The 26,026-nt window shown below is 43.3% G+C and carries 22 protein-coding genes, 1 tRNA gene and 2 pseudogenes; 14 read left to right on the plus strand and 11 right to left on the minus strand.

Annotated elements, in window-relative coordinates; translation table 11 throughout:
- Positions 1-219 precede the first annotated feature (219 nt).
- Both ACQ86K_RS00410 and ACQ86K_RS00415 read left to right on the plus strand, forming a co-directional pair.
- The gene (locus ACQ86K_RS00410) at positions 220-984 is read left to right on the plus strand and encodes a DUF4382 domain-containing protein (RefSeq protein WP_091173087.1); all 765 of its coding nucleotides are present in this window, start codon (positions 220-222) and stop codon (positions 982-984) included.
- A 326-nt stretch (positions 985-1,310) separates the two neighbouring features.
- Complete coding sequence (locus ACQ86K_RS00415; protein WP_091173085.1) at positions 1,311-2,945, plus strand: ABC-F family ATP-binding cassette domain-containing protein; 1,635 nt, start codon at positions 1,311-1,313, stop codon at positions 2,943-2,945.
- 133 nt (positions 2,946-3,078) lie between these two features.
- Here the strand turns inward: ACQ86K_RS00415 and ACQ86K_RS00420 are convergent.
- The 3 genes and pseudogenes from ACQ86K_RS00420 to metG form a co-directional block, all read right to left on the minus strand.
- Positions 3,079-3,839: pseudogene (locus tag ACQ86K_RS00420) on the minus strand (DUF7003 family protein).
- A gap of 275 nt (positions 3,840-4,114) precedes the next feature.
- Positions 4,115-4,186, minus strand: a tRNA-Arg gene (locus ACQ86K_RS00425).
- A 138-nt stretch (positions 4,187-4,324) separates the two neighbouring features.
- Positions 4,325-6,397 (minus strand): methionine--tRNA ligase, encoded by a 2,073-nt coding sequence (metG, locus tag ACQ86K_RS00430; RefSeq protein WP_091173080.1) that lies wholly within the window; start codon positions 6,395-6,397, stop codon positions 4,325-4,327.
- Positions 6,398-6,533: 136 nt separating this feature from the next.
- On the opposite strand from metG, the gene ACQ86K_RS00435 reads away from it, so the two are divergent.
- The 5 genes from ACQ86K_RS00435 to ACQ86K_RS00455 all read left to right on the plus strand — a co-directional run bounded on the left by ACQ86K_RS00435 (position 6,534) and on the right by ACQ86K_RS00455 (position 10,915).
- Positions 6,534-7,436 (plus strand): S66 peptidase family protein, encoded by a 903-nt coding sequence (locus ACQ86K_RS00435; protein ID WP_091173077.1) that lies wholly within the window; start codon positions 6,534-6,536, stop codon positions 7,434-7,436.
- Positions 7,437-7,679: 243 nt separating this feature from the next.
- Positions 7,680-8,777 carry a ligase-associated DNA damage response exonuclease gene (locus tag ACQ86K_RS00440; RefSeq protein WP_091173073.1) on the plus strand — a complete coding sequence of 366 codons (1,098 nt, stop codon included), beginning with the start codon at positions 7,680-7,682 and terminating at the stop codon, positions 8,775-8,777.
- Positions 8,778-8,804: 27 nt separating this feature from the next.
- Positions 8,805-9,443, plus strand: a complete 639-nt coding sequence (locus tag ACQ86K_RS00445) for a hypothetical protein (protein ID WP_431199542.1) — start codon at positions 8,805-8,807, stop codon at positions 9,441-9,443.
- Positions 9,401-10,390: a cisplatin damage response ATP-dependent DNA ligase gene (locus ACQ86K_RS00450; RefSeq protein ID WP_431200765.1), complete on the plus strand. Its 990-nt coding sequence runs from the start codon at positions 9,401-9,403 to the stop codon at positions 10,388-10,390. Before ACQ86K_RS00445 ends, ACQ86K_RS00450 begins: the two co-directional genes overlap by 43 nt.
- Positions 10,391-10,453: 63 nt before the next feature.
- Positions 10,454-10,915: a MaoC family dehydratase gene (locus ACQ86K_RS00455; protein WP_090534746.1), complete on the plus strand. Its 462-nt coding sequence runs from the start codon at positions 10,454-10,456 to the stop codon at positions 10,913-10,915.
- 71 nt (positions 10,916-10,986) lie between these two features.
- Here ACQ86K_RS00455 and nadD read toward each other — a convergent pair whose 3' ends face one another.
- The 3 genes from nadD to ACQ86K_RS00470 all read right to left on the minus strand — a co-directional run bounded on the left by nadD (position 10,987) and on the right by ACQ86K_RS00470 (position 13,183).
- Positions 10,987-11,559, minus strand: a complete 573-nt coding sequence (gene nadD / locus ACQ86K_RS00460) for a nicotinate (nicotinamide) nucleotide adenylyltransferase (RefSeq protein ID WP_091173065.1) — start codon at positions 11,557-11,559, stop codon at positions 10,987-10,989.
- 87 nt (positions 11,560-11,646) lie between these two features.
- Entirely contained in the window at positions 11,647-12,228 is a 582-nt protein-coding gene (gene gmk, locus ACQ86K_RS00465; RefSeq protein WP_090534749.1) for a guanylate kinase, read from the minus strand.
- A gap of 79 nt (positions 12,229-12,307) precedes the next feature.
- A complete protein-coding gene (locus ACQ86K_RS00470; RefSeq protein WP_256337519.1) occupies positions 12,308-13,183 on the minus strand; it encodes a YicC/YloC family endoribonuclease in 876 nt (291 codons plus the stop codon).
- Between the two features lie 238 nt (positions 13,184-13,421).
- On the opposite strand from ACQ86K_RS00470, the gene ACQ86K_RS00475 reads away from it, so the two are divergent.
- Positions 13,422-14,237 (plus strand): hypothetical protein, encoded by an 816-nt coding sequence (locus ACQ86K_RS00475; RefSeq protein WP_431199543.1) that lies wholly within the window; start codon positions 13,422-13,424, stop codon positions 14,235-14,237.
- 11 nt (positions 14,238-14,248) lie between these two features.
- On the opposite strand, the pseudogene rnc reads toward ACQ86K_RS00475, so the two are convergent.
- From rnc to ACQ86K_RS00490, 3 genes and pseudogenes are all read right to left on the minus strand, one after another.
- A pseudogene (gene rnc, locus ACQ86K_RS00480) lies at positions 14,249-14,973 on the minus strand (ribonuclease III).
- A 10-nt stretch (positions 14,974-14,983) separates the two neighbouring features.
- Positions 14,984-16,237: a beta-ketoacyl-ACP synthase II gene (gene fabF / locus ACQ86K_RS00485; protein ID WP_091173053.1), complete on the minus strand. Its 1,254-nt coding sequence runs from the start codon at positions 16,235-16,237 to the stop codon at positions 14,984-14,986.
- A gap of 19 nt (positions 16,238-16,256) precedes the next feature.
- Positions 16,257-16,493, minus strand: coding sequence for an acyl carrier protein (locus ACQ86K_RS00490; RefSeq protein WP_031266521.1), 237 nt, complete (start codon positions 16,491-16,493; stop codon positions 16,257-16,259).
- A 154-nt stretch (positions 16,494-16,647) separates the two neighbouring features.
- On the opposite strand from ACQ86K_RS00490, the gene ACQ86K_RS00495 reads away from it, so the two are divergent.
- The gene (locus tag ACQ86K_RS00495) at positions 16,648-17,040 is read left to right on the plus strand and encodes an IPExxxVDY family protein (protein WP_431199544.1); all 393 of its coding nucleotides are present in this window, start codon (positions 16,648-16,650) and stop codon (positions 17,038-17,040) included.
- 91 nt (positions 17,041-17,131) lie between these two features.
- Positions 17,132-18,571: a pyruvate kinase gene (gene pyk / locus ACQ86K_RS00500; protein ID WP_091173049.1), complete on the plus strand. Its 1,440-nt coding sequence runs from the start codon at positions 17,132-17,134 to the stop codon at positions 18,569-18,571.
- 638 nt (positions 18,572-19,209) lie between these two features.
- On the opposite strand, the gene ACQ86K_RS00505 is transcribed toward pyk, so the two are convergent.
- Positions 19,210-22,065, minus strand: a complete 2,856-nt coding sequence (locus ACQ86K_RS00505; RefSeq protein ID WP_091173043.1) for an ATP-binding protein — start codon at positions 22,063-22,065, stop codon at positions 19,210-19,212.
- A gap of 220 nt (positions 22,066-22,285) precedes the next feature.
- Here ACQ86K_RS00505 and ACQ86K_RS00510 point away from each other — a divergent pair, with 220 nt between their 5' ends.
- The 4 genes from ACQ86K_RS00510 to ACQ86K_RS00525 all read left to right on the plus strand — a co-directional run bounded on the left by ACQ86K_RS00510 (position 22,286) and on the right by ACQ86K_RS00525 (position 25,440).
- Positions 22,286-23,092, plus strand: coding sequence for a shikimate dehydrogenase family protein (locus tag ACQ86K_RS00510; protein WP_091173039.1), 807 nt, complete (start codon positions 22,286-22,288; stop codon positions 23,090-23,092).
- Between the two features lie 291 nt (positions 23,093-23,383).
- Complete coding sequence (locus tag ACQ86K_RS00515) at positions 23,384-23,665, plus strand: hypothetical protein (RefSeq protein ID WP_431199545.1); 282 nt, start codon at positions 23,384-23,386, stop codon at positions 23,663-23,665.
- A gap of 75 nt (positions 23,666-23,740) precedes the next feature.
- Positions 23,741-24,664 carry an ROK family protein gene (locus tag ACQ86K_RS00520; RefSeq protein ID WP_091173140.1) on the plus strand — a complete coding sequence of 308 codons (924 nt, stop codon included), beginning with the start codon at positions 23,741-23,743 and terminating at the stop codon, positions 24,662-24,664.
- Between the two features lie 215 nt (positions 24,665-24,879).
- Positions 24,880-25,440, plus strand: a complete 561-nt coding sequence (locus ACQ86K_RS00525) for a hypothetical protein (RefSeq protein WP_091173036.1) — start codon at positions 24,880-24,882, stop codon at positions 25,438-25,440.
- Positions 25,441-25,658: 218 nt separating this feature from the next.
- Here ACQ86K_RS00525 and ACQ86K_RS00530 read toward each other — a convergent pair whose 3' ends face one another.
- Positions 25,659-26,024, minus strand: a complete 366-nt coding sequence (locus ACQ86K_RS00530; protein ID WP_431199546.1) for a dihydrofolate reductase family protein — start codon at positions 26,022-26,024, stop codon at positions 25,659-25,661.
- Between the last annotated feature and the right edge of the window lie 2 nt (positions 26,025-26,026).

Genomic DNA, 26,026 nt, shown 5'->3' on the forward strand with positions numbered 1-26,026 from the left:
CTATTAGCCGTGCCTTTATTGCTTAAAATGATATCAGTATTTGGAGTACCGCTACGAATGAAGGTACGACTGATTTGAGCAGGGTTTGCGGCAAAAGGGAATAATGCATCGGCGAAAAACCATTCCGCGGCTATTCGTCGACACAATTACCTCATTCATCGTCACATTGACACAAAAAATAGGCGGATTTGTTCCCTCAATAAACAAACTTTTTAAATCATGAAAAAGCTATTTTTATTTACTGCAGCCCTAAGCCTTATGCTCTTTTCCTGTAAAAAGGATAGTACCAATAACGGGAGTACCGCCCACGTGACCGTGAAGATGACCGATGCCCCCGGTGCTTTTGATGCCGTAATCCTTAATATCAAAAGTGTGATCATTGTAACCGACAAGGGTGAACAAACGCTCAATGTGGATGGAGGCGCGGTTGATATCCTGCGTTTCCGTTCGGGCCGTGATACTGTGCTGGCCGATCAGGATATCCCCGCAGGGACTATTCAGCAGGTGCGCCTGGTGTTGAACGACAGCGGTAACCGTGTGATTGTAGCCGGAGTATCATATGACCTGACTACGCCAAGTGGCCAGACCTCCGGCGTGAAGCTGAACGTTCATGATAAGCTTACCGCCGGTATCGCTTACACTATGCGTTTGGACTTCGACGCCGCACAATCCGTTGTACTTACCGGTAACGGCAAGTACATCCTCAAACCAGTGATCCGCGCAATTGCTACTGCCGCTTCGGGTGCACTGACCGGTGTAGTTAGCCCGGCCGCATCCTCACCAAAGGTATATGCTATTACAGGTGCCGACACCATTGGCTCAACTACAGATGCCACCGGTAAATATTATTTTCCTGGCCTCGCAGCAGGCAGTTACCAGGTGAAATTTGTGCCGGTTAGCCCCTATGCCATCAAAACAGTAACTAACATTTCGGTAACAAACGGCACCGTCACTGATATGGGAACGGTGAATATTACCCAGTAACCCTGGTTTACTATTAAAAGGAAACAGCGGAGATTCAGCGGATGGTTAGATGATCTCCGCACCGTTAACCTATATCTTGTAAAAAGCCTTTGATCTTCAGATTAAAGGCTTTTTAGTTGAAATTTGGCCTCAGTGAGGATATTTCTAAGCTCATAGCTTGCAGTGTTTCCTAAATTAGGCTATTTGCTATTTATTTTTTTGATATAGGTGGATTGCAAATCTTCAACATCGGTATAGGCAAACGCGGTTCGATAGCCTCTTCATAGTTCCTGCCATAATTCTATGTCTTTCACTTATCTTTGCGCAAAATTCAATATTACCATACAGTGATCAATGTCAACAACATCTCCGTTTCATTTGGCGGAACCACCTTATTTAGCGACGTAACCTTCTCTATCAATGAGAACGATAAGATAGCCCTGATGGGTAAGAATGGCGCAGGCAAGTCGACCATCCTCAAGATCATCGCCGGTGCGGCCAAACCTACGACCGGCAATGTAACCGGCCCTAAAGACGCGGTAATAGCGTATTTGCCGCAGCACTTGCTTACCCAGGATAACGTTACCGTTTTTGAGGAAACGATGAAAGCTTTTGACGAGGCTAATCAGATGCAGAAAGAGCTGGACGAAGTGAATGAGCAACTTAATATTCGTACCGATTACGACAGTGACGACTACATGAAGCTGATTGAGCGGGTATCGGAGCTGAGCGAAAAATTTTATTCGCAGGAGGAGGTGAATTATGATGCGGAGGTAGAAAAGGTATTGAAGGGTTTAGGTTTTGAACGCAAGGATTTTACCCGCCAAACTTCCGAGTTCTCGGGCGGCTGGCGTATGCGTATCGAGCTGGCCAAAATCCTGTTGAAGAAACCGGATTTGATCTTGCTGGATGAGCCTACCAACCACATGGATATTGAGAGTATACAATGGCTGGAAGATTTCCTGGTAAACTCGGCAAAGGCGGTGATGGTTATCTCCCACGATCGTACATTTGTTGATAACATCACCAACCGTACCATCGAGGTTACCATGGGCAGGATCTACGATTACAAAGCCAAGTACACCCATTACCTCCAGTTGCGTGCTGACCGCCGGGTACATCAATTAAAAGCATACGAAGAACAACAGCGTTTTATAGCCGATAACCAGGAATTTATTGACCGGTTCAGAGGCACGTACTCCAAAACTTTGCAGGTACAATCCCGCGTAAAAATGCTCGAAAAGCTTGAGGTTATTGAGATAGATGAAGTAGATACATCTGCCTTGCGATTGAAATTTCCGCCATCGCCACGTTCCGGTCAGTACCCGGTAATGGTTGAAGACCTGACAAAAACCTATGGCGATCATGTGGTGTTCCAAAAGGCAGCAATGGTGATTGAGCGGGGCGAAAAAGTGGCTTTTGTTGGTAAAAACGGAGAAGGCAAATCGACCATGATTAAAGCTATCATGGGCGAGATTGATTTTGAAGGTTCCTTAAAAGTAGGTCACAACGCCAAGATCGGCTACTTTGCCCAAAACCAAGCAGCTTTGTTAGACGAGAATTTGACCGTGTTTGATACTATCGACCAGATTCCCTTAAGCGATGGCACAGTAAAGATCAAAGATCTTTTGGGTGCATTTATGTTCAGCGGCGATGATACTACCAAAAAGGTTAAGGTACTTTCGGGCGGTGAGAAAACACGTTTAGCAATGATCAAACTGTTGCTGGAACCTGTAAACGTATTGATCCTGGATGAGCCAACCAACCACTTGGATATGAGAACCAAGGATATCATCAAAGATGCCCTAAGAGATTTCGACGGAACGCTTATCCTCGTATCTCACGACAGGGATTTCCTTGACGGGCTGGTGAAAAAGGTATTTGAGTTCGGAAATAAGCGTGTTCGTGAACATTTTGAGGATATTAAAGGATTTTTAGCTTATAAGAAAATGGATAGCTTGAAGCAGATTGAGCAGGGGTAAAAATTAGTGCATTTTTGCTGTAAAAGGAAAGCCTGCAATTATTTGCAGGCTTTCCTTTTACAATATTGTTTTGAGTAGTCGATACGTGAGTTGAATACTTAACGAAAGTTTTAAAAGCAATGTAAGGGAGCTATCATAAATTCCCCGACTCCCAGTTTGACCAATGGTTGTTTGGTTTGTTTTTCGGTTTCCAAAAACCAGGATTTCCAGTTACAAGCACTTTTGCAATCAACTGATAGGTTTCCTGGTTACTTGGCAAAATGTGTTTTTGATAAACACTCTCAAAATGAAACTTATCTATAATCGATATTTCAGGCAGGTCACTTGGCAAATGCGCTTTGATATCGTATTCGGTTGCATTCATAATTAAGGGGTGAGTTTCGCTAAAGTATCGTACTAACCCCTCAAAATTTATTAGGCGCTTCGGGTTATCGAAGGCCCTTGGCTTAATCCCAAAATGAGTATATTTTTTTCAATGTGTTCAATCTTAACCTTATGACCTCTCACAATAACATAGTTAGCGTTTGGATCAACTAACTCGAACTGTTCCATTTCCGACCCGCTTTTGTTTTGTATTCGCTCGTATTCTTCTCCAATAATTAATATTATACGACTTGCATTGGTAATATAATTCCGTTCAGGGTACTTATCTATAGGATAATTAATGCAGTTTCCTATATAGTCCAATTCGATCTCGGCATCACCACCACGGTTTGCGTAACCGTTTTTTTCAAAAACAATTGCCCAACGACTTGCATCCGCATAAAGATGGATACGATTACCCGCTGTAGCAAAATAGCCATGTTCAAGGTCAAAAAAGAAATTGTATTTAATATCATCTTTCTTCCCAGCCGGGTAATATTCGCTCGGAATACCTTTAAAGGCAAGATCCAACTGAGTAAGTATTTCTTTTTCGGTGAAGCTTGTTTTAAAAAAGTATTAGTGACGCCTGAAAACAATAAAGCAAGTGTCAATAAGCCAATGATAAGAATCGGTTTCATGAAACTAAAGTTAATTTATTCAGTAAGAATTACGAAAGCTTTTGAATTTTCATCTAAAGCTTCTCATATTATTTTTTCTCGCTTTCGGTGTTATCACCGAACTACTTTAACGTTCCAATAACGACAAAAGCCTTGAGACTTCCGTCTAAAGGCTTTTGTCTTAGGATGTGGTCCCGACGAGAATCGAACTCATATCTAGAGTTTAGGAAACTCCTATTCTATCCGTTGAACTACGGGACCGTTTAAAAATCAGCCTCAAAAAAGACCGATCTTTTATTTAGTTTGCAAAGGTGCAATTTTTCGATGAAAAATCACACCCTAAAATTCAAAATTTAAAAACAGCTCATTTGCGCATCTTCGCATCTTAAATCTGCACATTTAACGGATTACTGCGCCATTGTGGAAATCTTCAGTAGGGGCAACAAAGCTCAGCTTGCCTTCGCTGTTTTCGGCCATCAGGATCATGCCTTGCGATACAATACCTTTGATCTCCCTCGGCTCCAGGTTTACCAGTATGCTTACTTTTTGGCCTATGATGTTTTCCGGCTCATAATATTCGGCAATGCCGGATACTACGGTGCGCTCGTCAATTCCTGTATCAATGGTCAGCTTCAGCAGCTTTTTGGTTTTGGCAACCTTTTCGGCAGCTAAAATGGTACCTGTACGGATATCCATGGTAGCAAAGGTTTCGTAGTTAACATTTTCCTTTGCAGGTAACACATCGGCCGATTTTGGCGGAACCGCAGCGGCTTTCTTATCTGATAGCTTTTTAAGCTGGGCTTCTATCACATCGTCCTCTACCTTTTCAAACAACAGCGCAGCCGGGTTCAACTGGTGACCGTTGTTAAAATACATTTCCTGGTCATAAGCTATCGGCTCATTAGGCAGGTTAAGCATAGTAATGATCCTTTTAGCTGTAGCGGGTAAAAAGGCCTGCGCCACGGTAGCGAGGTGACCAATCAGCACCAAACAATTGTGCAGCGCTTCTTTAGCAGCGGCAGGCTCTGTTTTAATGGTTTTCCACGGCTCTTTTTCGGTTAGGTAACGGTTACCTAAGCGGGCCATATCCATTACAGCCTGCAAAGCCTGGCGGTAGCGGTAAGCTTCAAGGTTCTTTTCTATCTCATCATAATATTCGCCAATGCCAGTGCTCAGGGTTGCGTCGGTAAATTCTATCTTTTCAGTATCAGCCTCAATTTTACCGTCGTAAAATTTATGCATCAATATCATTACCCGGTTCACAAAGTTACCTAATATGGCTACCAGCTCGTTATTTACCCGGGCCTGGTAATCTTTCCAGGTAAACTCGCTGTCGCTGGTTTCGGGTAGGATGGAGGTTAGCACATAGCGTAATTCGTCCTGTTTGCCCGGGAACTCTTCCAGGTACTCATGCAGCCAAACCGCGTGGTTACGCGAAGTGGAAAGTTTATCGCCTTCTAAATTCAGAAACTCGTTGGCTGGTACGTTTTGCGGCAAAATATATTCGCCGTGCGCGTGCAGTATAGATGGAAAAATAATACAATGGAATACGATATTATCCTTACCGATAAAATGCAATAAGCAAGCATCATCCTGCTCATCGGCCTGTTTTTTCCAGTATAGCTTCCAGTCTTTTTTGTTATCAATAGCCCATTGCTTGGTGGCCGAAATATAACCGATAGGCGCATCCATCCACACATAAAGCTTTTTGCCTTTAGCCTCGGCCAGCGGTACGTCAATGCCCCAGTCAAGGTCGCGGGTCATGGAGCGCGGCTGCAGGCCCGATTTTAGCCATGATTTGCACTGGCCAAAAACATTCACTTTCCAGCTGCCTTCTTTGGCATCTATCCATTGCTCCAGCCATGGCTGGTATTTATCCAAAGGGAGGTACCAGTGTTTGGTTGATTTAAGCACGGGCGTTTTGCCACTTAGGGTCGAGATCGGGTTAATGAGGTCGGTAGGGCTAAGGGAGGTGCCGCAGCGCTCGCACTGGTCGCCGTAGGCATTTTCGTTACCGCAATTAGGGCAGGTTCCGATGATATAACGGTCGGCCAGAAACTGCTGATAATCTTCGTCAAAATACTGATCGGAGAATTTTTCAATAAACTCGTCCTTTTCATATAGGTTCAGGAAAAACTCCTGGCTTAGCTCATGATGAATAGGCGACGAGGTACGGTGATAAATATCAAATGCGATACCGAACTCTTCAAAACTATCTTTTATCTGTTTGTGGTATTTATCGATAATGGCTTGCGGGGTAGTATCTTCTTTTTTGGCTTTGATGGTAATAGCAGCACCGTGCTCATCCGAGCCGCATATGTACACCACGTCCTTCTTTTTCAACCTTAAATACCGCACAAAAATATCTGCCGGCAGGTAAGCACCGGCAAGGTGACCGATATGTAAGGGGCCGTTGGCATAAGGCAGGGCCGATGTAATGGTGAATCGTTTATATTTGTTGAGTTGTGACATTAAATATCGCCTTGGTAAATAGTGTGCAAAGATAATTGATTTAAGTGGGAAAAATGCCTGAACCATGATGCTCATGATTTAAGGATTTCCTGATTTTTTCTCTTATTATCAAGGTAATCGTTCAATCTTTAAAATCATGGTTCAAACTCAACCCTCATACCTCAAAAAAGGCGACAAAATAGCCATCACCTGCCCTGCCAAAAAACTGCCCAACCCCATGACAGATGCTATCGCGCTTCTGCAGAGCTGGGGACTGGAAGTTGTTTTGGGAGATACTGTAGACGCCTCATTTCATCAATTTGCCGGCGATGATGATTTTAGGGCAGCCGATATGCAGCGTTTTATTGACGATGACAGTATCAAAGCCATCATTGCCGCCCGTGGGGGCTATGGAACCGTGAGGATGATTGACAAGGTTGACTTTAGCCGTTTTGTACAAAATCCCAAATGGCTTATCGGCTTTAGCGATATAACGCTATTACATACCCACTTGTTTACTAATTATGGGGTGCAAACCATTCACGGGCAAATGCCGGTTAACATTCCCGATGCGTCCAAACATTCGATCGATACTTTACGAAGAGCCTTGTTTGGCGAGGAATTAAATTATGAATTTACAACACATGATGTTAATAAACCAGGCAAAGCCAAAGGTACCATTGTAGGCGGTAATTTATCGTTGCTGGTAGCTGCTGCAGGGTCGGTGTCCGATCTGGATTATAACAATAAGGTTCTGTTTATAGAGGACGTAGGTGAGTATTTGTACTCGGTAGATAGAATGCTGCGGATGTTGGACAGGGCAGGTAAACTAAAAAAACTCGCAGGTTTGGTAGTAGGCGGCTTTACCGATATCAAAGATAATGACATACCGTTTGGCCAAACTGTGTCCCAAATAGTGATGGAGATTGTTAAAGAATATAACTACCCGGTATGTTTCGATTTCCCGGCAGGGCATATCCCCGATAATAACAGTTTGGTATTAGGGCGAGAAGTGAGATTGCAGGTAGATGAAAAGCAGGCGAAGTTGTGGTTTAAATAACCAACAACGTAAGCTTCAAAAGAAAATGTCATTTCGACGAGACCGGTTGTGGAAAATGTGTGAAGGGGGAGGAGAAATCTTACGCCATGCATAGCGGCCTGCATGGCGTATAAGATTTCTCTTTCGCCCCGCCGCTCAAGTCTGCCCTTGCTCTATCGAAATGACATTTTTTTTGTTTTTGGGATGCTCCCCCTTTAGGGCCCCCGGGGGCAAACCAATTTGCTTATCAGTAGTTTATATAACATGGCTAAAAAACCGCTGCTTGAATTTACAGATAGAGGGATTTACTGCGCGCAGGGCAAATTTTATATCGATCCATGGAAGCCGGTTGATGATGCTGTAATAACCCACGCCCATGCCGATCATGCTTATTGGGGGCATAAACATTACCTTGCCCATCATCTTTCGCGCGAGGTTTTATTGTACCGTTTAGGCGAAATCAACCTGCAAACGGTTGAGTATGGTGAAATAGTACACAAGAATGGTGTTACTGTGTCACTCTTCCCGGCAGGCCACGTGATCGGCTCAGCGCAGATCCGGGTTGAATACAAAGGCGAGGTTTGGGTAGTATCCGGCGATTACAAGGTAGAAGATGATGGGATCTCTACTCCGTTTGAGCCGGTTAAATGCCATCACTTTATTTCAGAGTGTACTTTTGGGATGCCGGTTTACCAATGGAAACCGCAGGTACAAACCTTTAACGAGATTAATAGCTGGTGGCGTAATAACCTTGATAACGGACTGGCCACCGTATTGGTGGGTTATTCTTTAGGAAAAGCACAACGTATATTGCAAAACCTCGATTTGTTTAATGGAAAGATTTATACTCATGGTGTTATCGAAAATACCAATGAAGCCCTTCGTCGCAATGGCGTGTTGTTAAACCCAACCGAAAGAATTACGCAGGAAAGCTCAAAAGAAGAAGTTAGGAAAGGCATCATCATAGCGCCACCCTCATCAGTAGGTACGCCCTGGATGCGTAAGTTTCAGCCGTATAGTTTTGGTTATTGTTCGGGTTGGATGGCCATCCGCGGGGCTAAACGCCGTCGCGCTGCCGACAGGGGTTTTGTGCTTTCTGACCATGCCGATTGGGATGGTCTCATTAGCGCTATTGACGCTACGGATTGTGAGTGCGTTTACCTTACCCATGGATACACAGCCACGTTTTCGAGATATTTAAATGAGATTGGTTTTAATGCACATGAGGTGCATACTTTGTATGGAGGCGAAGAAGACCCCTCCAACCTCCCCGAAGGGGAGGCTCCAAGCGCCGGAGAACCAGAAAAGGAAGTCCTCTCCTTTGGAGAGGATTTAAGTGAGGTTGGAGGGGCCGATTCATGAAAGCCTTCGCCCAACTCTTTCTTTCGCTTGACGAGAACCAATAAAACCAACGAAAAGGTTAAAGTATTAAAAGACTATTTTAATACAGTGCCCGATACCGATAAAATGCACATGCTTGCTTTGTTTACCGGTCGCCGGGCAAAGCGGCAGATCAATTCAACGCTGGTACGAAACTGGGCCATCGAGGCATCACACATTCCTGCCTGGCTTTTTGAGGAAAGCTATCATGTAGTGGGAGATTTGGCAGAAACTATGGCATTACTTATGCCTCAAAGTGACGCAAGCAGCAGCAAAACGCTTACCGAATGGATAGCCGAGATTAATGCCCTTAACGATAAAACTGAAGAGCGAAAAAAAGAATGGCTGATGGATTCATGGGCCATGCTGGATAGCCAGGAACGCTTTGTGTTTAATAAACTGCTAACCGGCAGTTTCAGGGTTGGCGTATCACAAAATTTGGTAATCAAGGCGCTGGCGGATATTTCCGGACTCGAACCCGCAGTACTTACCCATCGCATTATGGGGAGCTGGCTGCCCGAAACTTATCAGTTTTCGCAATTGATGGCGGAGCAGGATGCCGAAGCTAATATCTCCCGGCCTTATCCTTTTTCCTGGCCTATCCTATCCAGGAAACGTCCGAAAAACAAAAAACTCCTGCTGAAGTAGGGATCGCCCTCGGTGATGCATCCGACTGGCAGGCCGAGTGGAAGTGGGATGGGATCCGTGCGCAAATGATAAAGCGCGGCGGCGAGATTTTTATCTGGAGCCGTGGCGAAGATCTGGCTACTGAGAAGTTTCCTGAGCTGCATCTCTTTTTAAATGCCCTCCCCGATGGTACGGTGATTGACGGCGAGATCCTCAGTTTCCAAAATGGCTTGCCTATGCCGTTTAACGTGCTGCAAACGCGTATCGGCAGAAAAAATCTCAGCAAAAAAATTCTGGAAGAAAGCCCTGTAGCCGTTATTGCTTATGATTGCCTGGAACATAAAGGTGAAGATATCCGCTATAAATCCCAAACTGAAAGACGGGAAATTTTGGAACAGTTACAAACAGAGACACGATATTCCGAAGTGTTCCGTATTTCATCGCTGATTCAGTTTGAAAGCTGGGAGCAGCTTGGAAGTATCAGGGAACAGTCGCGCGCTATGATAGCCGAGGGGATCATGCTGAAACGCAAAAGCGCGGCCTACCAGGTAGGCCGCCGCAGGGGCGATTGGTGGAAATGGAAGATCGATCCGCTATCGGTGGATGCTGTGATGATCTATGCCCAAAAAGGTCATGGCCGCCGGGCCGACCTGTATACAGATTATACTTTTGCCGTTTGGGATGGCGACAAGCTGGTGCCTTTTGCCAAGGCTTATTCGGGGCTTACCGATGCGGAGATCAATAAGGTCGACTATTTTGTAAAACGCAATACCATCGAAAAATTTGGTCCCGTACGTACCGTAAAGCCCGAGTTGGTGTTTGAAATAGGTTTTGAGGGTATCAATAAGTCCACCCGTCATAAATCGGGCATAGCATTGCGGTTCCCGCGGATATTGAGGTGGCGGCATGACAAACCAAAAGAAGAAGCAGACACACTGGAAAGCTTAAAGGCATTACTGGGCGAATAAACACTATAATTTAATACCTTTGCGGCTTCAATATTAAAAAAACCTAACTATCAATAAACCAATATGATTGTAATCAGCAGTTTTCAGGAGTTTGAACAGCAGGTTGGCAACGACCTTGGCGTATCATCATGGCACACCATTACGCAGGAGCAGATCAACAAATTTGCCGATGCAACCCTCGATCACCAATGGATCCATACCGACCCGGAAAGGGCAAAAACTGAAAGCCCGTTTAAGTCAACCATTGCACATGGCTACCTTACACTTTCACTTATCCCTCACCTATGGAAAGAGATCGTAAAGATCGAAAACCTGAAAATGGAAATTAATTACGGTATCGAAAACCTTCGTTTTGCACAGCCGGTGCTGGTTGATAATGAAGTACGGTTAAAGGTAAAGCTGACCAGCTTGCTTAACCTTCGTGGCACAACGAAATCCACCATGGCCATCGAACTCGAAATAAAAGACCAGCGCAAACCGGCTTTTACCGGCGAAGTTGTGTTTTTATATCATTTTATTGGGTAAACCCACACTTAATAATCGCCCGTCATTGCTTTAAGGTACAAAGCGATGACGGGCGATTTAGATTTACAGAGTTACCTGTACAAGCTTTTGCTCTCAATAAATTTCAATACCGGGTCTGGTACAAAAAACTGTACGTTCTTTTTTTCGGCTATTGATTTGCGGATAAACGTTGCCGAAAGCTCCATAAGCGGTGTCATGGTGATGGTAACCGAAGGGTGATCGGCCAGTTCGGCGTTTTCATACCCGGGGCGTGGGTACACGTAAATGCGGTAATCGCGCAGGATAAGCTTATAGTTTTTCCACTTATGCAGGGAGCCAAGGTTATCCGAACCCATGATGAGGGCAAACTCATGCTCGGGATATTTTTCCTTTAAATGGGCAAGGGTATCAATGGTATACGATGGCTGGGGCAACTTCAGCTCAACATCGCTCACACTAATATTGGTTGCATTATCAGTAGCCAGGCGGGCCATCTCCAATCTGTCATAAGTGTTGATCAGATCGCCATACTTTTTTAACGGATTTTGGGGCGATACCACCAGCCACACCTTATCAAGCGTGGTATGGTTTGCCATATAATTGGCAATAATCAAATGCCCTATATGTATAGGATTAAATGAACCAAACAGTAAGCCTATCTTCATGTTGTGCCCCTAACCCCTAAAGGGGAAATTAAAAGTTTTGTAGATTAAGCGCTCCCGGTGTACAAAATGAGTTTTTTGCACTCCCCTTCAGGGGGCCGGGGGGCTAATAAAGTTACTCACCAATTCCTCCGCTTCTGCGCAAGCCGTTTCAAGATCGTAATTTTTGAGTATAATATCAAATTGCGGAGCGTATTTAAGCTCTTTTTCTGCCTTAGCAAAGCGTTCTTTCAGTTTTTCTTCACTATCAGTGCCACGGCCGGTCAACCTTTCAATTAAAACCTCAAGCGATGGCGGTTGTACAAATATGGCCAAAGCCTGGGGACCGTATTTGCGTTTAAGGTGAAGGCCACCCTCAACGTCAATATCAAATATTACCGTTTTGCCTTTTGCCCAGATGCGCTCAATTTCAGTACGGAGCGTGCCATAAAAAGTACCGGTATAAACTTCTTCAAATTCAACAAACTGTTTTTTGGCAATGCGGTGCAAAAACTCTTCTTTACTTATAAAGTAGTAATCTTTTTCATGCACCTCATCGCCGCGGCGCTCACGCGTGGTGGCCGAAATGGAAAATTCAAGATCAGGAATTTTTCCCAGCAAATGATGTACTATGGTGGTTTTACCAGCACCTGAGGGAGCCGAAAATATGATGAGTTTACCTTCTTTGGTCATCGTTCATTAGTTCATGGTTCATAGCTGGTTATAGGGCAATGGAAGTAATCCATGAACTACGAACCATCATCTATGAACTTTACAATACGTTTAACAGTTGTTCTTTAATTTTTTCAAGCTCTTCTTTCATGCCTACTACCAGTTTCTGGATGTTGGCATCATTGGCTTTTGATCCTAATGTATTGATCTCGCGGCCAATCTCCTGCGAAATGAAGCCCAGCTTTTTGCCGTTTGCATCGGCGTTTTTTAATGTCTCGATAAAGTATTCGCAATGCGCTTTCAGCCTTACCTTTTCTTCGGTAATATCAAGCTTATCGATATAGTAGATCAGTTCCTGTTCAAACCGGTTTTGATCTATAGCTTCGCGGCTTGCGGCTTCGGCTAAAAACGTATTAAGGCGCTCGCGGACCAAAGGAACTCGTTTTGGATCTTCCAGCTCAACAAGGTCCAGGTTTTTTAATATAGTGTTAATACGCCCTTTAATCTCCAGTTCAATAACATTGCCTTCCTGTGACCTGAAATCCTGGAAAGCGGCCATAGCCTGTTGGAAAGTTTTCTCAACGGCTTTCCACTCATCTTCGGATATGGTATCTTCTTCGTATTTCACAACCTCTGGTAAGCCCAATGCCAGCTGAAGCAAGTTGCCGGTTGGTTCGCCAAGCTCTTCACTAACCGATTTAAGTTGATTATAGTAGTGTTTAAGCAGATCTTTATCGATCCCCGCCGCTTTTACCGACTGGCTTACCTGTTCGGTATTGATAGATAAGTTTACTTTACCGCGTTCAATAAGCTTGCTGCAGTCATTACGCAGCTGAAACTCTTTTTCGGCAAAAATCTTCGGCAAACGAAGTGATAGTTCTAAAAATTTGCTGTTCAGGGATTTAACCTCTACGGTGTATTTTGTACTGCCCGAATCAAAACTGGCAATTCCATACCCTGTCATGGATTTTATCATGCGGCAAAGATAGCAAATTTAGTTAGAGGTTAGAGATCGGAGATTAGAGGTTAGGTCACTCGGATTTCGAATGTTAAATTTCGGATTTGAAATAAATTCAATAGAGAGAGTTTATCATTCAAAAAAAATAAAAACTAACCTCCAGTCTCTAACCTCCAACCACCAAAGCGAAGCGCTTTAACACTTTTTCACATTTCAAATAAAATACACTTCCTATATTTACGTTCAATTATCACTGATGCGCAACTATTTATACCTGCTTTTAACAGGGGTTCTATACCTCATTACCGTTCATGTTTCGGCCCAGGAGTTTACGGTAAAAGGGGTTATCTCAAAAAAGGTGACCAATGAGCGTGTAGGGCAGGTTTTTGTTAAAGATCTGAATACCAAAACATTGATACTTAGTGATGATGTTGGCTGGTTTAGCATAAAAACCCGTGTTGGCGATACCCTGCTTTTTTCCCGCGATGACTATACCCCTCAAAAAGTAGTGGTACTGAACAATAGCGACATGCCCGTTTACATGCAGCCCATTATAAAACTTGACGAGGTAAAAGTTGTTGGCCAAACCAAGAGGCAGGAGATAAACCAGGTGTTAAACGATTATAAGAAACAGGGAACTTATTATAATGGCAAGCCGCCCGCGTTATCTTTTTTAAGTAACCCTGTAACCGGCCTTTACGAGCTTTTAGGAACAACTCCCAATCGCGCACGTCGCTTCGCTCAAAACGCCCAAAGCGAATTGGAGCAGGCCGAAATTCACAAACATTACAACATCCCATTTGTGAAGCAATATACCGGACTGGCTACTGATAGCCTTGCCCGTAAATTCATGAATTATTATACGCCTACCTACAAGGATATTAAAGCCTGGACTGATTATGACCTGATAAAGCACACCATACGGGCATATGAATATTACAAAAATAGCAGTGATAAAGAAAAGCTCGAAAAGCTAAACAGCCCAACATTCATCGTGCCGGATTCAACTGTTAAATTGGGTGAAGGGCCGGTAGAACTTAAAAAGGAAAAAAACTGCCGCTTTAATCGTTAAAATACTTTGAATCAGATCCCCAAGGCTTCGCATGCTTTTTCAGCGGCAAGCTTTTCGGCGTTCTTTTTACTGAATTCTTTGCCCGAGCCCATCACTTCACCATCTATATTGGCCTGTACAGTGAAAAGCTTGGTGCTTTCGCCGTCCTGGTTGGTTACCAGTTCAAAAATAATATCGCGGCCATGTCGCTGGCACCATTCAATAAGCTTGCTTTTGAAGTTAGTTTCCGTTTGCTCAAGCGTATGAATATCAATATGAGGTTTTATGATGTGGTTGATGAGGAAGTTTTTGGTAAAGTCATAGCCTTTATCCAAATAAACCGCGCCAATCAGGGCTTCAAAGGCATCGCCCAGTAATGATCCCTGCCTGCTTGAGTTAAGCATACGGTTGTCATACTCAATCAATTTATCAAAGCCAAGTTTTTTTCCGAGTGCGTTAAGGTTTACACGGCTTACTATTTTTGAGCGTAATTCGGTCAAAAAGCCCTCATCTTCATAAGGGTATAATTTAAAAAGTACTTCAGCAACAACACTGCCCAGTACGGCATCGCCCAAAAATTCCAGGCGTTCGTTACTGTTTTTTACCCCTTCTTGATGTTTTGGGCTACCGATTTATGACGGAAAGCCATGCGGTATAAAGACAAATTGCCCGGCACAAAACCGAGCAAATTCTTTAAAATTTTAACATACTTTCTGTTGGGTGATATATAAAGCTTGTAGAACCGACTTATAGGCATCAAACCACAATTAATCTTCGTACTTTTTAAATATTACAGAAGCGTTGTGTCCGCCAAAACCAAATCCATTGCTTTGCACTATATTAATATCGCGTTTTTGAGCGGTATTGAAAGTGAAATTGATCTTAGGATCAAAAGCCGGATCATCAGTAAAGTGATTAATGGTTGGAGGGATGATACCATGTTTTAATGCCAGTATCGATGCAATAGCTTCAACCGCGCCGGCAGCACCAAGTAAATGGCCAGTCATTGATTTGGTTGAGCTAATGTTGATACGGTAAATATCATCGCCAAACACATCCTGTATTGCTTTAATTTCCTGCGGATCACCGATTGGGGTTGATGTGCCGTGAACGTTCACATAATCAATATCGGCAGGGCTAAGTTTAGCATCTTCGAGGGCTGCGCGCATTACAAATGCGGCACCTAAGCCATCGGGATGAGGTGCTGTCATGTGATAGGCATCGGCGCTCATGCCGCCACCCATCATTTCGGCGTATATTTTAGCGCCGCGGGCTTTTGCATGCTCTAACTCCTCTAAAATGATAGTACCTGCTCCTTCACCGGCCACAAAACCATCCCTGTCCAGATCAAACGGACGTGATGCCGTTGCCGGATCATCGTTTCGGGTTGATAATGCATGCATGGCGTTAAAACCACCTATGCCGGCTTCGTTGATAATGGCTTCAGAACCACCGCTGATGAACATGTTAGCTTTACCCAGGCGGATGTAGTTAAATGAATCTATCAAGGAATTATTTGATGAAGCACATGCCGAAACAGTAGTGAAGTTGGGGCCGCGCAAACCATATTTAATAGATATATGGCCGGGGGCTATATCGGCAATCATTTTAGGGATAAAGAACGGGTTAAAACGCGGAGAGCCATCACCTTTGGCAAAGGCCGTCACCTCGTCGAGGAAAGTTTTTAACCCCCCAATACCCGAGCCCCAGATAACGCCAATACGGCTGGTATCCAGTTTTGAAAAATCTAACCCTGCGTCTTTTACGGCTTCTTCGGTTGAAAATAAGGCGTATTGTACAAAGGGATCCAATTTGCGGGCGTCTTTACGGCCCAAAAAACCATCCGCGTCAAAGTCTTTTACTTCGCACGCAAACTTAGTTTTGAATTTTTCGGTATCAAAACTTTTGATCAAGGCAGCGCCACTTACTCCATTGATCAGTCCGTTCCAATAATCTGAAACAGTGTTACCAATAGGAGTAAGTGCTCCAAGCCCGGTTACTACAACTCTTTTAAACTCCATTTAATCCAGTTAAGGAGTTTTATTTAACGTTTTTTTCAAGGTAAGCAACTGCCTGGCCAACAGTACCAATAGTTTCAGCCTGATCGTCAGGAATAGCCACGTTAAATTCTTTTTCAAACTCCATGATTAATTCCACGGTGTCTAACGAGTCGGCACCAAGATCGTTGGTGAAACTCGCTTCTGGCGTAACTTCACTTTCGTCAACACCCAGTTTTTCTACGATAATAGCTTTTACTCTTGAAGCGATATCAGACATAGTCTTTATAGTTTAATGATTAATAAAAATTCAGTGCAAAGAAAAATAAATTCTGTCAATAAACAAATCTAAAACTTTTACAATATAAATCTCTAAACAAAATTTTATTGAAACGGTTTGTATTAGTAATTTTGACGGCGTAAAAGTAATGATTTTGAACAGGAAATTTTTAAAGTTTGAGATCGATTTTGATTTTGTGCTCATTGCAGTAACAAGCTCACTTAAAGATTACCGGGTTTGTTTTCTTATAAACAAGTACTTGAATTTTAATTTCGTAAAAACCGATGACCTGGAAGTAGATATTTACCCCGGGAGCGAACCTGTTTTGTTTTCATTATACCGTTATAGCTGGGAAACCACCGAAACAGACTTCTTCTTTATAGGCAATAAAGGCTCAGATGGCTACCTGGTGCCTGAAATAAAAAGTGCCGACTATTTTTTAATGATCCGTAACTATATAGATGATAATGAGCTTGATACGATCATTTCATCGCTAAATAAAATACCAGAGATTGTTGCAGCTGTAAAGATTGACCCAAAAAAATAAAATCACGGGAAAATCTTTTATTTTAGCGCCGAATTTAAAAAGATGTTGATTTTACAATCATTAAATACCCTCCAGTTTTAACCCGAATAATATGGAACTATACTATAATCGTACAAAAATTGTTGCCACCATGGGGCCGGCATCAGCTAAAAAGGATGTTTTATTAGCGATGATCAAGGCAGGTGTTAACGTTTGCCGTCTTAATTTTTCGCACGGTAAGCCTGAAGATCATAAGGTAGTGATCGATCTTATCCGTGAAATTAACGAGCAATACAAAACCAACGTAGGTATCCTGGCCGATTTACAGGGCCCAAAGATCCGCATCGGGTTGGTAAAGGACGGCGGTATTCATTTAGTTAACGGAACGCACATTAAAATTACCACTCACGAGTGCATTGGTAACGATGAGCAGATCTATATTACTTATGATACCTTCCCACAGGACGTACAGGCAAACGAAATTATTTTGCTTGATGACGGCAAACTGCAGTTAAGGGTTATTGAAACCAACAAAATTGATACAGTTATATGTGAGGTTGTTCACGGCGGTATCTTAACGTCACGCAAGGGTGTTAACCTGCCTAACACCAAAGTGTCTATCCCAAGCTTAACCGAAGAAGATTTGATCAATCTTGAATTTGCCCTTAAACAGGATGTTGAATGGATCGGTCTTTCTTTTGTTCGCACAGGCGAGGATATCATTGACTTGAAACGTATTATAGCACGCAACGGTTCGGCGGCTAAGGTAATTGCCAAAGTTGAAAAGCCGGAAGCTATTGAAAATATTGATGCCATTATTGCTGCTACAGATGGTGTAATGGTTGCCCGTGGTGACCTTGGTGTTGAAATGCCGCTTGAAGAAGTACCGTTACTGCAAAAAATGATTGCCCGTAAATGTCGCGCTGCTTCAAAGCCGGTTATCGTAGCTACCCAGATGCTGGAATCAATGATCACCACACCACGCCCAACCCGTGCCGAAGTGAATGACGTTGCCAACTCTGTACTTGATGGTGCCGATGCGGTTATGTTAAGCGGCGAAACATCAGTTGGTGAGTTCCCGGTTATTGTTATTGAAACTATGGCCAAAATTGTACGCAATGTTGAAGAATTAGGCTATCCGTTTAACGCTCCAAAGCAAGCAACAGTTAAAGACCCTTCTTCTCCGGATTTCCTGATCAATGCACTTTGCGAATCTGCCGTACATATTGCTGAGCAAAGTAATGCGGTAGGTATCGTTTCCATGACTACTTCAGGTTATACTGCATTTGAAATATCAAGCCACAGGCCTAAAGCCAGTACATATATCTTTACATCAAATAAGCAGCTATTGAATGCGCTTAGCCTCGTTTGGGGTGTGAGGGCGTATTATTATGATCAGCTGGAAAGCACAGATCAAACCATTGCTGATGTTAATGACATCCTTAAAGCTGAAGGCCTGATTAAAACGGGCGACGTAGTTGTTAACACGGCTTCTACCCCTATAATTAAACAGGGTAAAACCAATACGCTTAAATTAAGCGTTGTGGAATAAGGCTATTTAAAATCTTACTTTTAATGAAGAAGGCTCGCCGGGATAACTGGCGGGCTTTTTTGTTGGCGGAATATGCAGACATCAATGGAACAGCGCGTTCCGTCTTATAGGATATAAGGTGATGTATCTGCAAAAAAACAATGCCGGCTACCCGAAAGTAAACCGGCAAAGCACAATTAAAATCAGGCATAATTCAAGTTTAAGTTGAAAGGCTGATTTCTCTTGCTATCCTAAAAAATAAAAGGTAGATGCTTAAATAAATTTATCCGCGTTTATAAAACCTGTTTGAGCACCTGCTGCAGCGATAGCGTTTTACTGCAAGCCGGGGAAGCAACAGTTTAACAATAGCACCTCTTTTTATCCGGTCGCAAAATTTGTTTTTGCATCTCGGACATATTGCATCAGGCGCTTTGCCGATAGTTGGTATTGTATCGGTTTGGCTGTTAAGGGTACGGAGGTTATCCTCATTAAAAGTCACAGTCATTATATTAGGGGGTGATTGTATCTCACAAAGCTGCCTAAAAGCGATATAATAAAACTGCCATTTAGCTTTATAAAACCGCCATTTGCTTAAAAAAGCCTCCTGTCAGTTAAAGATTTCTGAAAATTAAGAAGACAATGATAACCGGCCGGATTGTTTAAAGTAGCTCGTTAACGTCGCGGCCATAATGTTCCTTAAACAATTTGCCAAAGTATGCAGGTGTATCAAACCCCGCGGCATATGATACTTCGGCAATGGTGCGGTACTTGCCGCTTTCGATAGCTTCGCGTGCTATTTGCAATTTAATGGCGCGGATGTATTTATTAGGCGTAAGTCCGGTAATTGATTTTATGCGGCGAAACAATTGCCGCTCACTGATCGCCAGTTCATAGCTCAGGGCGGCAAGCGTAAGATCGGTTTTGCCGGTATGTTTTCGTACCCGGGCTTCCAATTCCTCAAGCCAGGATAAATCGGCAGGCGAAAGTTTCAAGCCCGGGTTTTCTGCCGGTTGTTCAATCTGCAGATCATTGGTTCCTGTAATCAGCTCATCATCATCAGAGATGGTAGCCCCGGAGCGGGCGGCGGCGTTGTTAATAAGATTAACAGTGCGTGCAAGCAATTCGCTGCTTAAAAATGGTTTGGTGAGATAATCATCAACACCAATATGAAGCGCTTTAAGCTTATGCCGTGTATTGGCCAGTGCGGTGAGCATGATCACTGGGATGTTGCAGTAAGCCGGGCTTTGCTTCAGGGTTTCAAGCAGGGTAAAGCCATCCATTTCGGGCATCATCACATCTGATATGATCAGGCTGGGCATTACCGGCATATCCTGCAGTTTTTGCAGTGCTGCGCGGCCATTGCCGGCAGTGATGAGTCGATATTGTGGCCGTAAAATATCTGCAATGTAAGCAGCCATTTCATGATGGTCTTCAACCAGCATAATAAGTTCCCCGTTAGTGTCTTTCCCCACGGTTTTACTATTCGAAACAATTACGGCTTCTGTTCCGGACACTTCAGTTGCCGGCTTTTCAGTTGCCTTAAACGGGATAACTATCTTAAAAAACACACCCTTTCCCCAATTATTATCAACCGCAATATGCCCGCCCATCAGTTCTGTAAGTTCACGTGCTATAGCAAGGCCTATGCCAGTGCCGCCTTCTGAGGGTTCGTTATTACCTCTGCCCTGGTAATAGCGGTCAAAAATGTTAGGCAGATCATCCGGATGAATCCCCACACCGGTATTGGCTACTCCAAACTCAATCATTTCCAGCTTTATATCAGCAGTAATGGTTATAGTACCTGCATAAGGCGTAAACTTAATAGCATTACTGATGAGGTTATTAGCTATTTTTTCAAACTTTTCCTGATCGAGCAAAACAAAAAGCGCCGGATCAATGAAGTTGAGCAGTCTGTAATCCATTTGTTTATATTCAGCGGCCGATACAAAACCCTGGTATAGTATCTTTACAAATGATAATAATGCAACGGGCTGGGGTTGTAATGCTAATTTCCCTGCTTCCAATTTGCCAAGATCAAGCAATTCGTTGGCCATATTGAGTAGCTTTTTGCTATTGCGTAATATCGAATGCAGCATGTTAAGCTGTTCATCTTCATAATTAGTAAAAGCCAGGAGCTGAACCGCCGGCCCCATGATGAGCGTTAATGGAGTGCGTAATTCATGACTTACGTTTGCAAAAAAGCGTGTTTTCATAGCATCCATTTTTTCCAGTTGACTATGTTCTTCGGCCAGCAACGCCGTCTCTCTTTTCTTTTTAAGAATAAACCAACGATAACTGATAATGGAGGACATTACTATAAACAGCGCAAGCACAATTAAAAAATTCCGTTGTACCTCAACCAGCTTAGTTTCACCGGCGGCTATTAATAACCGTTTATCGGCCTGGTATTTTTTATCCAGTTCGGAAGCATCCCTTGCTTTATCAAGCTGGTTGATACTGTCATTAAGCCGCCGGTACAGATAACTATACTTAAAAGCGTTTTTATAATCACCAATACCTTCATATGCATCGGTTAAATGATTATAGATGTTTTTTTGTACGGTGATGTTACTTTGTGATTCGGGTTGGATACTAACCGCCATTTCCCCGTATCGCGCGGCCTTCTTAAACTCCTTATGATCAACATACATGGTCATAAGTTCGTTAAGGTTATGCTTTTCGAGAGTTTTGAACTCGCCTTTGCGGGATAATTCCAGTGATTTCATCAGGATCTCCTCTGCCTTTTTATCCTGGTTGGTCATGAGGTAAAGCCGGCCCAGATTGCCCTGGTAACGGGCTATGCTAAAATCTGAAAGAAAATGAGCATACTTTTTATCAAGTACCTGTTCCATTAGCCGGGTAGCTTTTACCAGGTTACCCGGCGACGATATACTCCGTTCGGAAAGGATGTTAGATAGGTTACTCAGCGCAAAAATATAAGAAGCTGTATCTTTTATGCTCAATGCATCTTTTGAAGCTTGCTCAGCATAAGGCAGGGCTTGTTTAGGGTTACCAATCGACCGATAAATATCGGCAATACAAGCGCGGCAGTCTATACTTAAACTTTTCCATCCCCTATTATCGCACTCTTTCAGTATTTTAAAAGCAACGTTTAAGGCTTCAACCGTTTTGGCTTCGCGGCTGAGCATGTAGGCTACCATTATTGGTGCTTTTTCATAAGTAAGTGAATCGGCCGTGGTTGTCAATTTGGTAGCTTCACGACCAAAGGTTAAAGCATCATGTTCATTACCAATGCCATAAGCCTGGTAAGCCCGGGCCAGCAACACCCGCGCTTCAAATGGTTTATTGTTATTTTTCCTGGCCGAATCGATCAGCTTTTTTGCAAGCACAGCTGCCGAATCCGGACTTTTCATGCTGCGGAGTATTTTTAGTACAGGTTCTTTAGCGGGCCGGGATTGACTTTGAGCCAGTGCAGCAAAGCTGCATAAAATGGTAACACAAAAAGGGATGATCCTTCGGAAAAGATGAATAGGGTAAATTGTAATAGGGGTCATGATATTGAAGCCCAAATTACAATTTTATCGGCGCCCGGAATTACCTTAATTTGAAATAAATCTCCTTATAAACAATTTTTATCCAAGGTTTTTTCAGCTTACCCGTTTTAAATCAATAGTTAAAACTGCCAGTTTTGCTGTTAATATTACACCATTAAAGCTATGCCAGCTTAAGCTATAATTGATTACTTTAGCAGCTGATATCGTTATAAAATTGACCATGAAACACTACGGGCTAATTGGTTTTCCGCTCTCTCATTCATTTTCAAAAAAGTTTTTTACCGAAAAGTTCAAAAACGAAGGGATTACAGATGCACGCTATGATCTTTACCCTATTGAGCATATCAAGGACCTGCAGGACCTGCTTGATGAGCATCCGGATATTTGCGGCCTTAATGTAACCATTCCTCATAAAATAAACGTGCTGCCTTTTTTAGATTGGATAGAGCATGACGCCCGTACAGCCGGCGCTGTAAACTGTATCAGGGTGACTGCCGAAAGCCCGATTGAAGCCGCATTTTCGGGCGAGATAGGGGTTAAAGACCATGATTTCAGACTGGAAGGTTATAATACCGATATTTATGGGTTTGAGGAATCATTAAAGCCTTTAATTGGAGATGGCAATGATGACGCCCTGGTTTTGGGCGATGGAGGTGCCGCAAAAGCAGTAAAATGTGTACTGGAAAATTTAGGTATCACCTATAAAGTTGTTACCCGCAAGCCAACACACCATGCGGATAATATTTTGTTTAAAGATCTTCAGCCACACCATATCTTACAGCACAAACTTATCATCAATACAACTCCTTTGGGTACCCATCCTAATATTGATGAATGCCCGCCTATACCTTATGATTTTATTGGCGAAAATCATATTTTGTACGACCTGATCTATAATCCCGAAGAAACCCTGTTTTTAAAACACGGCCGCGAGCGCGGCGCGGTAACTAAAAATGGCTACGAAATGCTGGTTTTGCAGGCCGAAAAATCATGGGAGATCTGGAACTCAAAGGAGAAACATCCATGAAGTATGTAAGTTTACTGGCAGCAGTGCTATTGTTTTTGTCCGCATGCAGCGGCAATCATGATTACGCGCCCAAGCCCCGCGGCTACTATCGCATTCCGTTCCCAAAAAAGAATACCAGGATTACGCTGCCGGTTGTCCGTATGCTTTTACATATCCCAAGTACGCCTTTATAGAACCGGATAAAAAGCGAGGTGCCAAACCTTGCTGGATAAACATGCAGTTCCCGCGGTTTAATGCCACGCTGCATTTAAGCTATCAGCCCATCACCTCAAAAAAGAGTTTAACCAACTGGTGGAGGATGCCCGCACCTTCGCCTTTAAGCATACCGTAAAAGCCACATCCATTGACGAAGGCATCATCCATTATACTGATAAAAAAGTTTATGGCATTTATTATACCATAGACGGCAATGCCGCTTCATCGGCGCAGTTTTTCCTTACAGATAGTGTGCATAATTATATACGGGGAGCGCTATATTTTAACACCGAACCCCGGCTCGACTCCATACAACCTGTGCTTAGTTTTATAAAGCAGGATATGGCGGTGATGATTAAAAGTTTTAAGTGGAAGTAGAAGCCAAAACCGGAGACAAGACAGCGAGATATTAGAAGCAAGATTTTTAGAACCGGGATGCAGGATATTTTAACCATGCAAAATTGCTATATAGGTATTGAAATAGGCGGAACCAAACTGCAAATAGTTTTGGCCGATGATAGTTTTATTGTCAACAGGGCATTTCGTTTTGCGGTAGACAGAGTGTTGGGTGCCGCAGGGATCAGGGAGCATATTGCCCAAACCATCACCAATATTTCAAAAGAGTATATCATTAAAGGCATAAGCATCGGTTTTGGCGGACCGGTTGACAGGGAGGCGGGCTGCATTGCTAAGTCGCACCAGTTAAGCGGATGGGACGGATTTAACATTTCGGGTTGGTTGCAACAGCAGGTTAATGCACCGGTTATTTTGGAGAATGATGCTAATGCAGCTGCCCTTGGCGAGGCATTAAAAGGGGCCGGGCGTAACTATGAACATGTATTTTATGTAACTCTTGGCAGTGGTGTAGGTGCCGGAATGGTCATTAACGGCCAAATTTATCACGGGACAAAACCCGGAGAAGCTGAGATAGGGCATATCCGCCTTAACCGCGAAGGCCTTACGCTTGAAGATAGCTGCTCGGGCTGGGCGGTTGACAAAAAGATCCGTACAGTAATCGCTCAAAAGCCTGATGGTAAACTGGCCCAACTTTGTGCGGATGTAAATGGAGACGAGGCCAAAATGTTACTAACTGCTTTGGAACAGGGAGATGCAGATGCGCTGAAAATATTGAATGATACCGCTGCCGACCTGGGCTTCGGCTTATCACACGCCGTACATCTTTTTCACCCTGATATCATAGTGTTGGGCGGCGGGTTATCTTTATTGGGTGAGCCTTTGCGGATTCGCGTACAAGAGGTTATTCGGGCTAATACTATGGCACTGTTTTTACCCGGCCCCGAGGTTGTAATAGCCAAATTAGGCGAACTGGCAGTACCCGTTGGGGCAATTGAAAACTTAAGGAAACATATAGGTTAAATTAATTACCCTTCAAGGTTAGTTTCTCGCAATTTTAGAAAATCATTCCACCTGAAAAAGCCTGCCTCTATATGAGCGATCCCGATCAGGATGAAAAATATGGCTTAGCTATCCCATAAAACTTATTTGTTCTGTTTCCACCAAATTTACAAACACGCAGATGGATCTGTTGTTAATAGTACAGCGGCGTAATAACTGCCAATAATTTATAAACAATGAAACTCATCAAATTCAATAAAATAGGTAATGATATCCGTTTACATACCGAAAGCCTTGCCCATATGGGGTTTAGGAAAATATTTGAAGGTATCGATCAGCTTAAAATAAAAAACGGCGTTGATAAACTCGGCCTCGAAGGTTTTATTAACCAGTGCGCTTGTCTTGCAGCAGGTTCGGGGGCTATGGCAGGCAGCGGGGGGATGTTTACCCTCGTAGCGGGGATCCCATTTGATTTCATCAATTTGATCACCCAGCAGTTTAGGGCTATTATGGGCATTATGTATTATTATCGGGGCACGTATGATAATGGTTTCGACGATTTTATGTCGTTAGTAGCAACATCCGTAAGGGTGGAAGCCGGCGTGGCTATCACCAGATCCATGATGGAAGGCATTGCCGAAAGGATGCTGATGATATTAGGCACCCGCACTGCCGAACGCCTGGTTCCGGTTGTAGGCGCGGTTATTGGCGGTACGGCAAATTACCTGTTTATTAAACGCATGGCCGAGCAGGTGAAACGGATGCAAAAGGATTTTGTGGTTATTGAAGTAGGATAGGGCAACTAAGCGCAGAGCAGGCATATAGGCCTTTAACTTTAGCTTTCAAGTAATTACAGATTTGAACTACGGTTTGATGATATACCTGAGTTGAATAAGTCCGCTTGAAAATTGCTCGGCATCAAGCAATACCAGGTTAATGCGTTCTTTTATATTTGTAAAAAGTGGTTTTCCACTACCTAAAATTACCGGGTGTACTGATAGTAATAATTCGGAGATTAGATTTTTTTGATAAACGCTTCAACAAGTTCTGCCCCGCCAAACAACCAGATATCGCGTCCTTCCTGGCTCCTGATTTCTTCGACCCTGTTTTTAAAATCAGCAGGCCTTATTATTTCAACATTATCAGCTTGGGGATCATGAAGTGTATCCGAAAACACATAAATTTTCATGGCGGCAAACATTTTTGGATCGGTACGCATGATCAGCTCATAACTTTTGCGCCCGATGAAGATGGCATCACAGGCTTTAAAAAAGTCGGTAAGGCCATAATCCTGGTCGTCAAAGCACCAGTCGTACTCACCATTAGGGCCCTCAATATAGCTGTCGAGACTAACAGCTACGTTTAAAATTATTTTACGCATAG

The organism is Mucilaginibacter sp. P19, assembly GCF_050632265.1.
GTDB lineage: Bacteria > Bacteroidota > Bacteroidia > Sphingobacteriales > Sphingobacteriaceae > Mucilaginibacter > Mucilaginibacter gossypii.

Coding starts and splice junctions, on each gene's coding strand:
- ACQ86K_RS00410 (WP_091173087.1), top strand. CDS start 220: ATGAAAAAGCTATTTTTATTTACTGCAGCCCTAAGCCTTATGCTCTTT.
- metG (WP_091173080.1), bottom strand. CDS start 6,397: ATGTCACAACTCAACAAATATAAACGATTCACCATTACATCGGCCCTG.
- ACQ86K_RS00435 (WP_091173077.1), top strand. CDS start 6,534: ATGGTTCAAACTCAACCCTCATACCTCAAAAAAGGCGACAAAATAGCC.
- ACQ86K_RS00440 (WP_091173073.1), top strand. CDS start 7,680: ATGGCTAAAAAACCGCTGCTTGAATTTACAGATAGAGGGATTTACTGC.
- ACQ86K_RS00455 (WP_090534746.1), top strand. CDS start 10,454: ATGATTGTAATCAGCAGTTTTCAGGAGTTTGAACAGCAGGTTGGCAAC.
- nadD (WP_091173065.1), bottom strand. CDS start 11,559: ATGAAGATAGGCTTACTGTTTGGTTCATTTAATCCTATACATATAGGG.
- gmk (WP_090534749.1), bottom strand. CDS start 12,228: ATGACCAAAGAAGGTAAACTCATCATATTTTCGGCTCCCTCAGGTGCT.
- ACQ86K_RS00470 (WP_256337519.1), bottom strand. CDS start 13,183: ATGATAAAATCCATGACAGGGTATGGAATTGCCAGTTTTGATTCGGGC.
- ACQ86K_RS00475 (WP_431199543.1), top strand. CDS start 13,422: ATGCGCAACTATTTATACCTGCTTTTAACAGGGGTTCTATACCTCATT.
- fabF (WP_091173053.1), bottom strand. CDS start 16,237: ATGGAGTTTAAAAGAGTTGTAGTAACCGGGCTTGGAGCACTTACTCCT.
- ACQ86K_RS00490 (WP_031266521.1), bottom strand. CDS start 16,493: ATGTCTGATATCGCTTCAAGAGTAAAAGCTATTATCGTAGAAAAACTG.
- pyk (WP_091173049.1), top strand. CDS start 17,132: ATGGAACTATACTATAATCGTACAAAAATTGTTGCCACCATGGGGCCG.
- ACQ86K_RS00505 (WP_091173043.1), bottom strand. CDS start 22,065: ATGACCCCTATTACAATTTACCCTATTCATCTTTTCCGAAGGATCATC.
- ACQ86K_RS00510 (WP_091173039.1), top strand. CDS start 22,286: ATGAAACACTACGGGCTAATTGGTTTTCCGCTCTCTCATTCATTTTCA.
- ACQ86K_RS00520 (WP_091173140.1), top strand. CDS start 23,741: ATGCAAAATTGCTATATAGGTATTGAAATAGGCGGAACCAAACTGCAA.
- ACQ86K_RS00525 (WP_091173036.1), top strand. CDS start 24,880: ATGAAACTCATCAAATTCAATAAAATAGGTAATGATATCCGTTTACAT.
- ACQ86K_RS00530 (WP_431199546.1), bottom strand. CDS start 26,024: ATGCGTAAAATAATTTTAAACGTAGCTGTTAGTCTCGACAGCTATATT.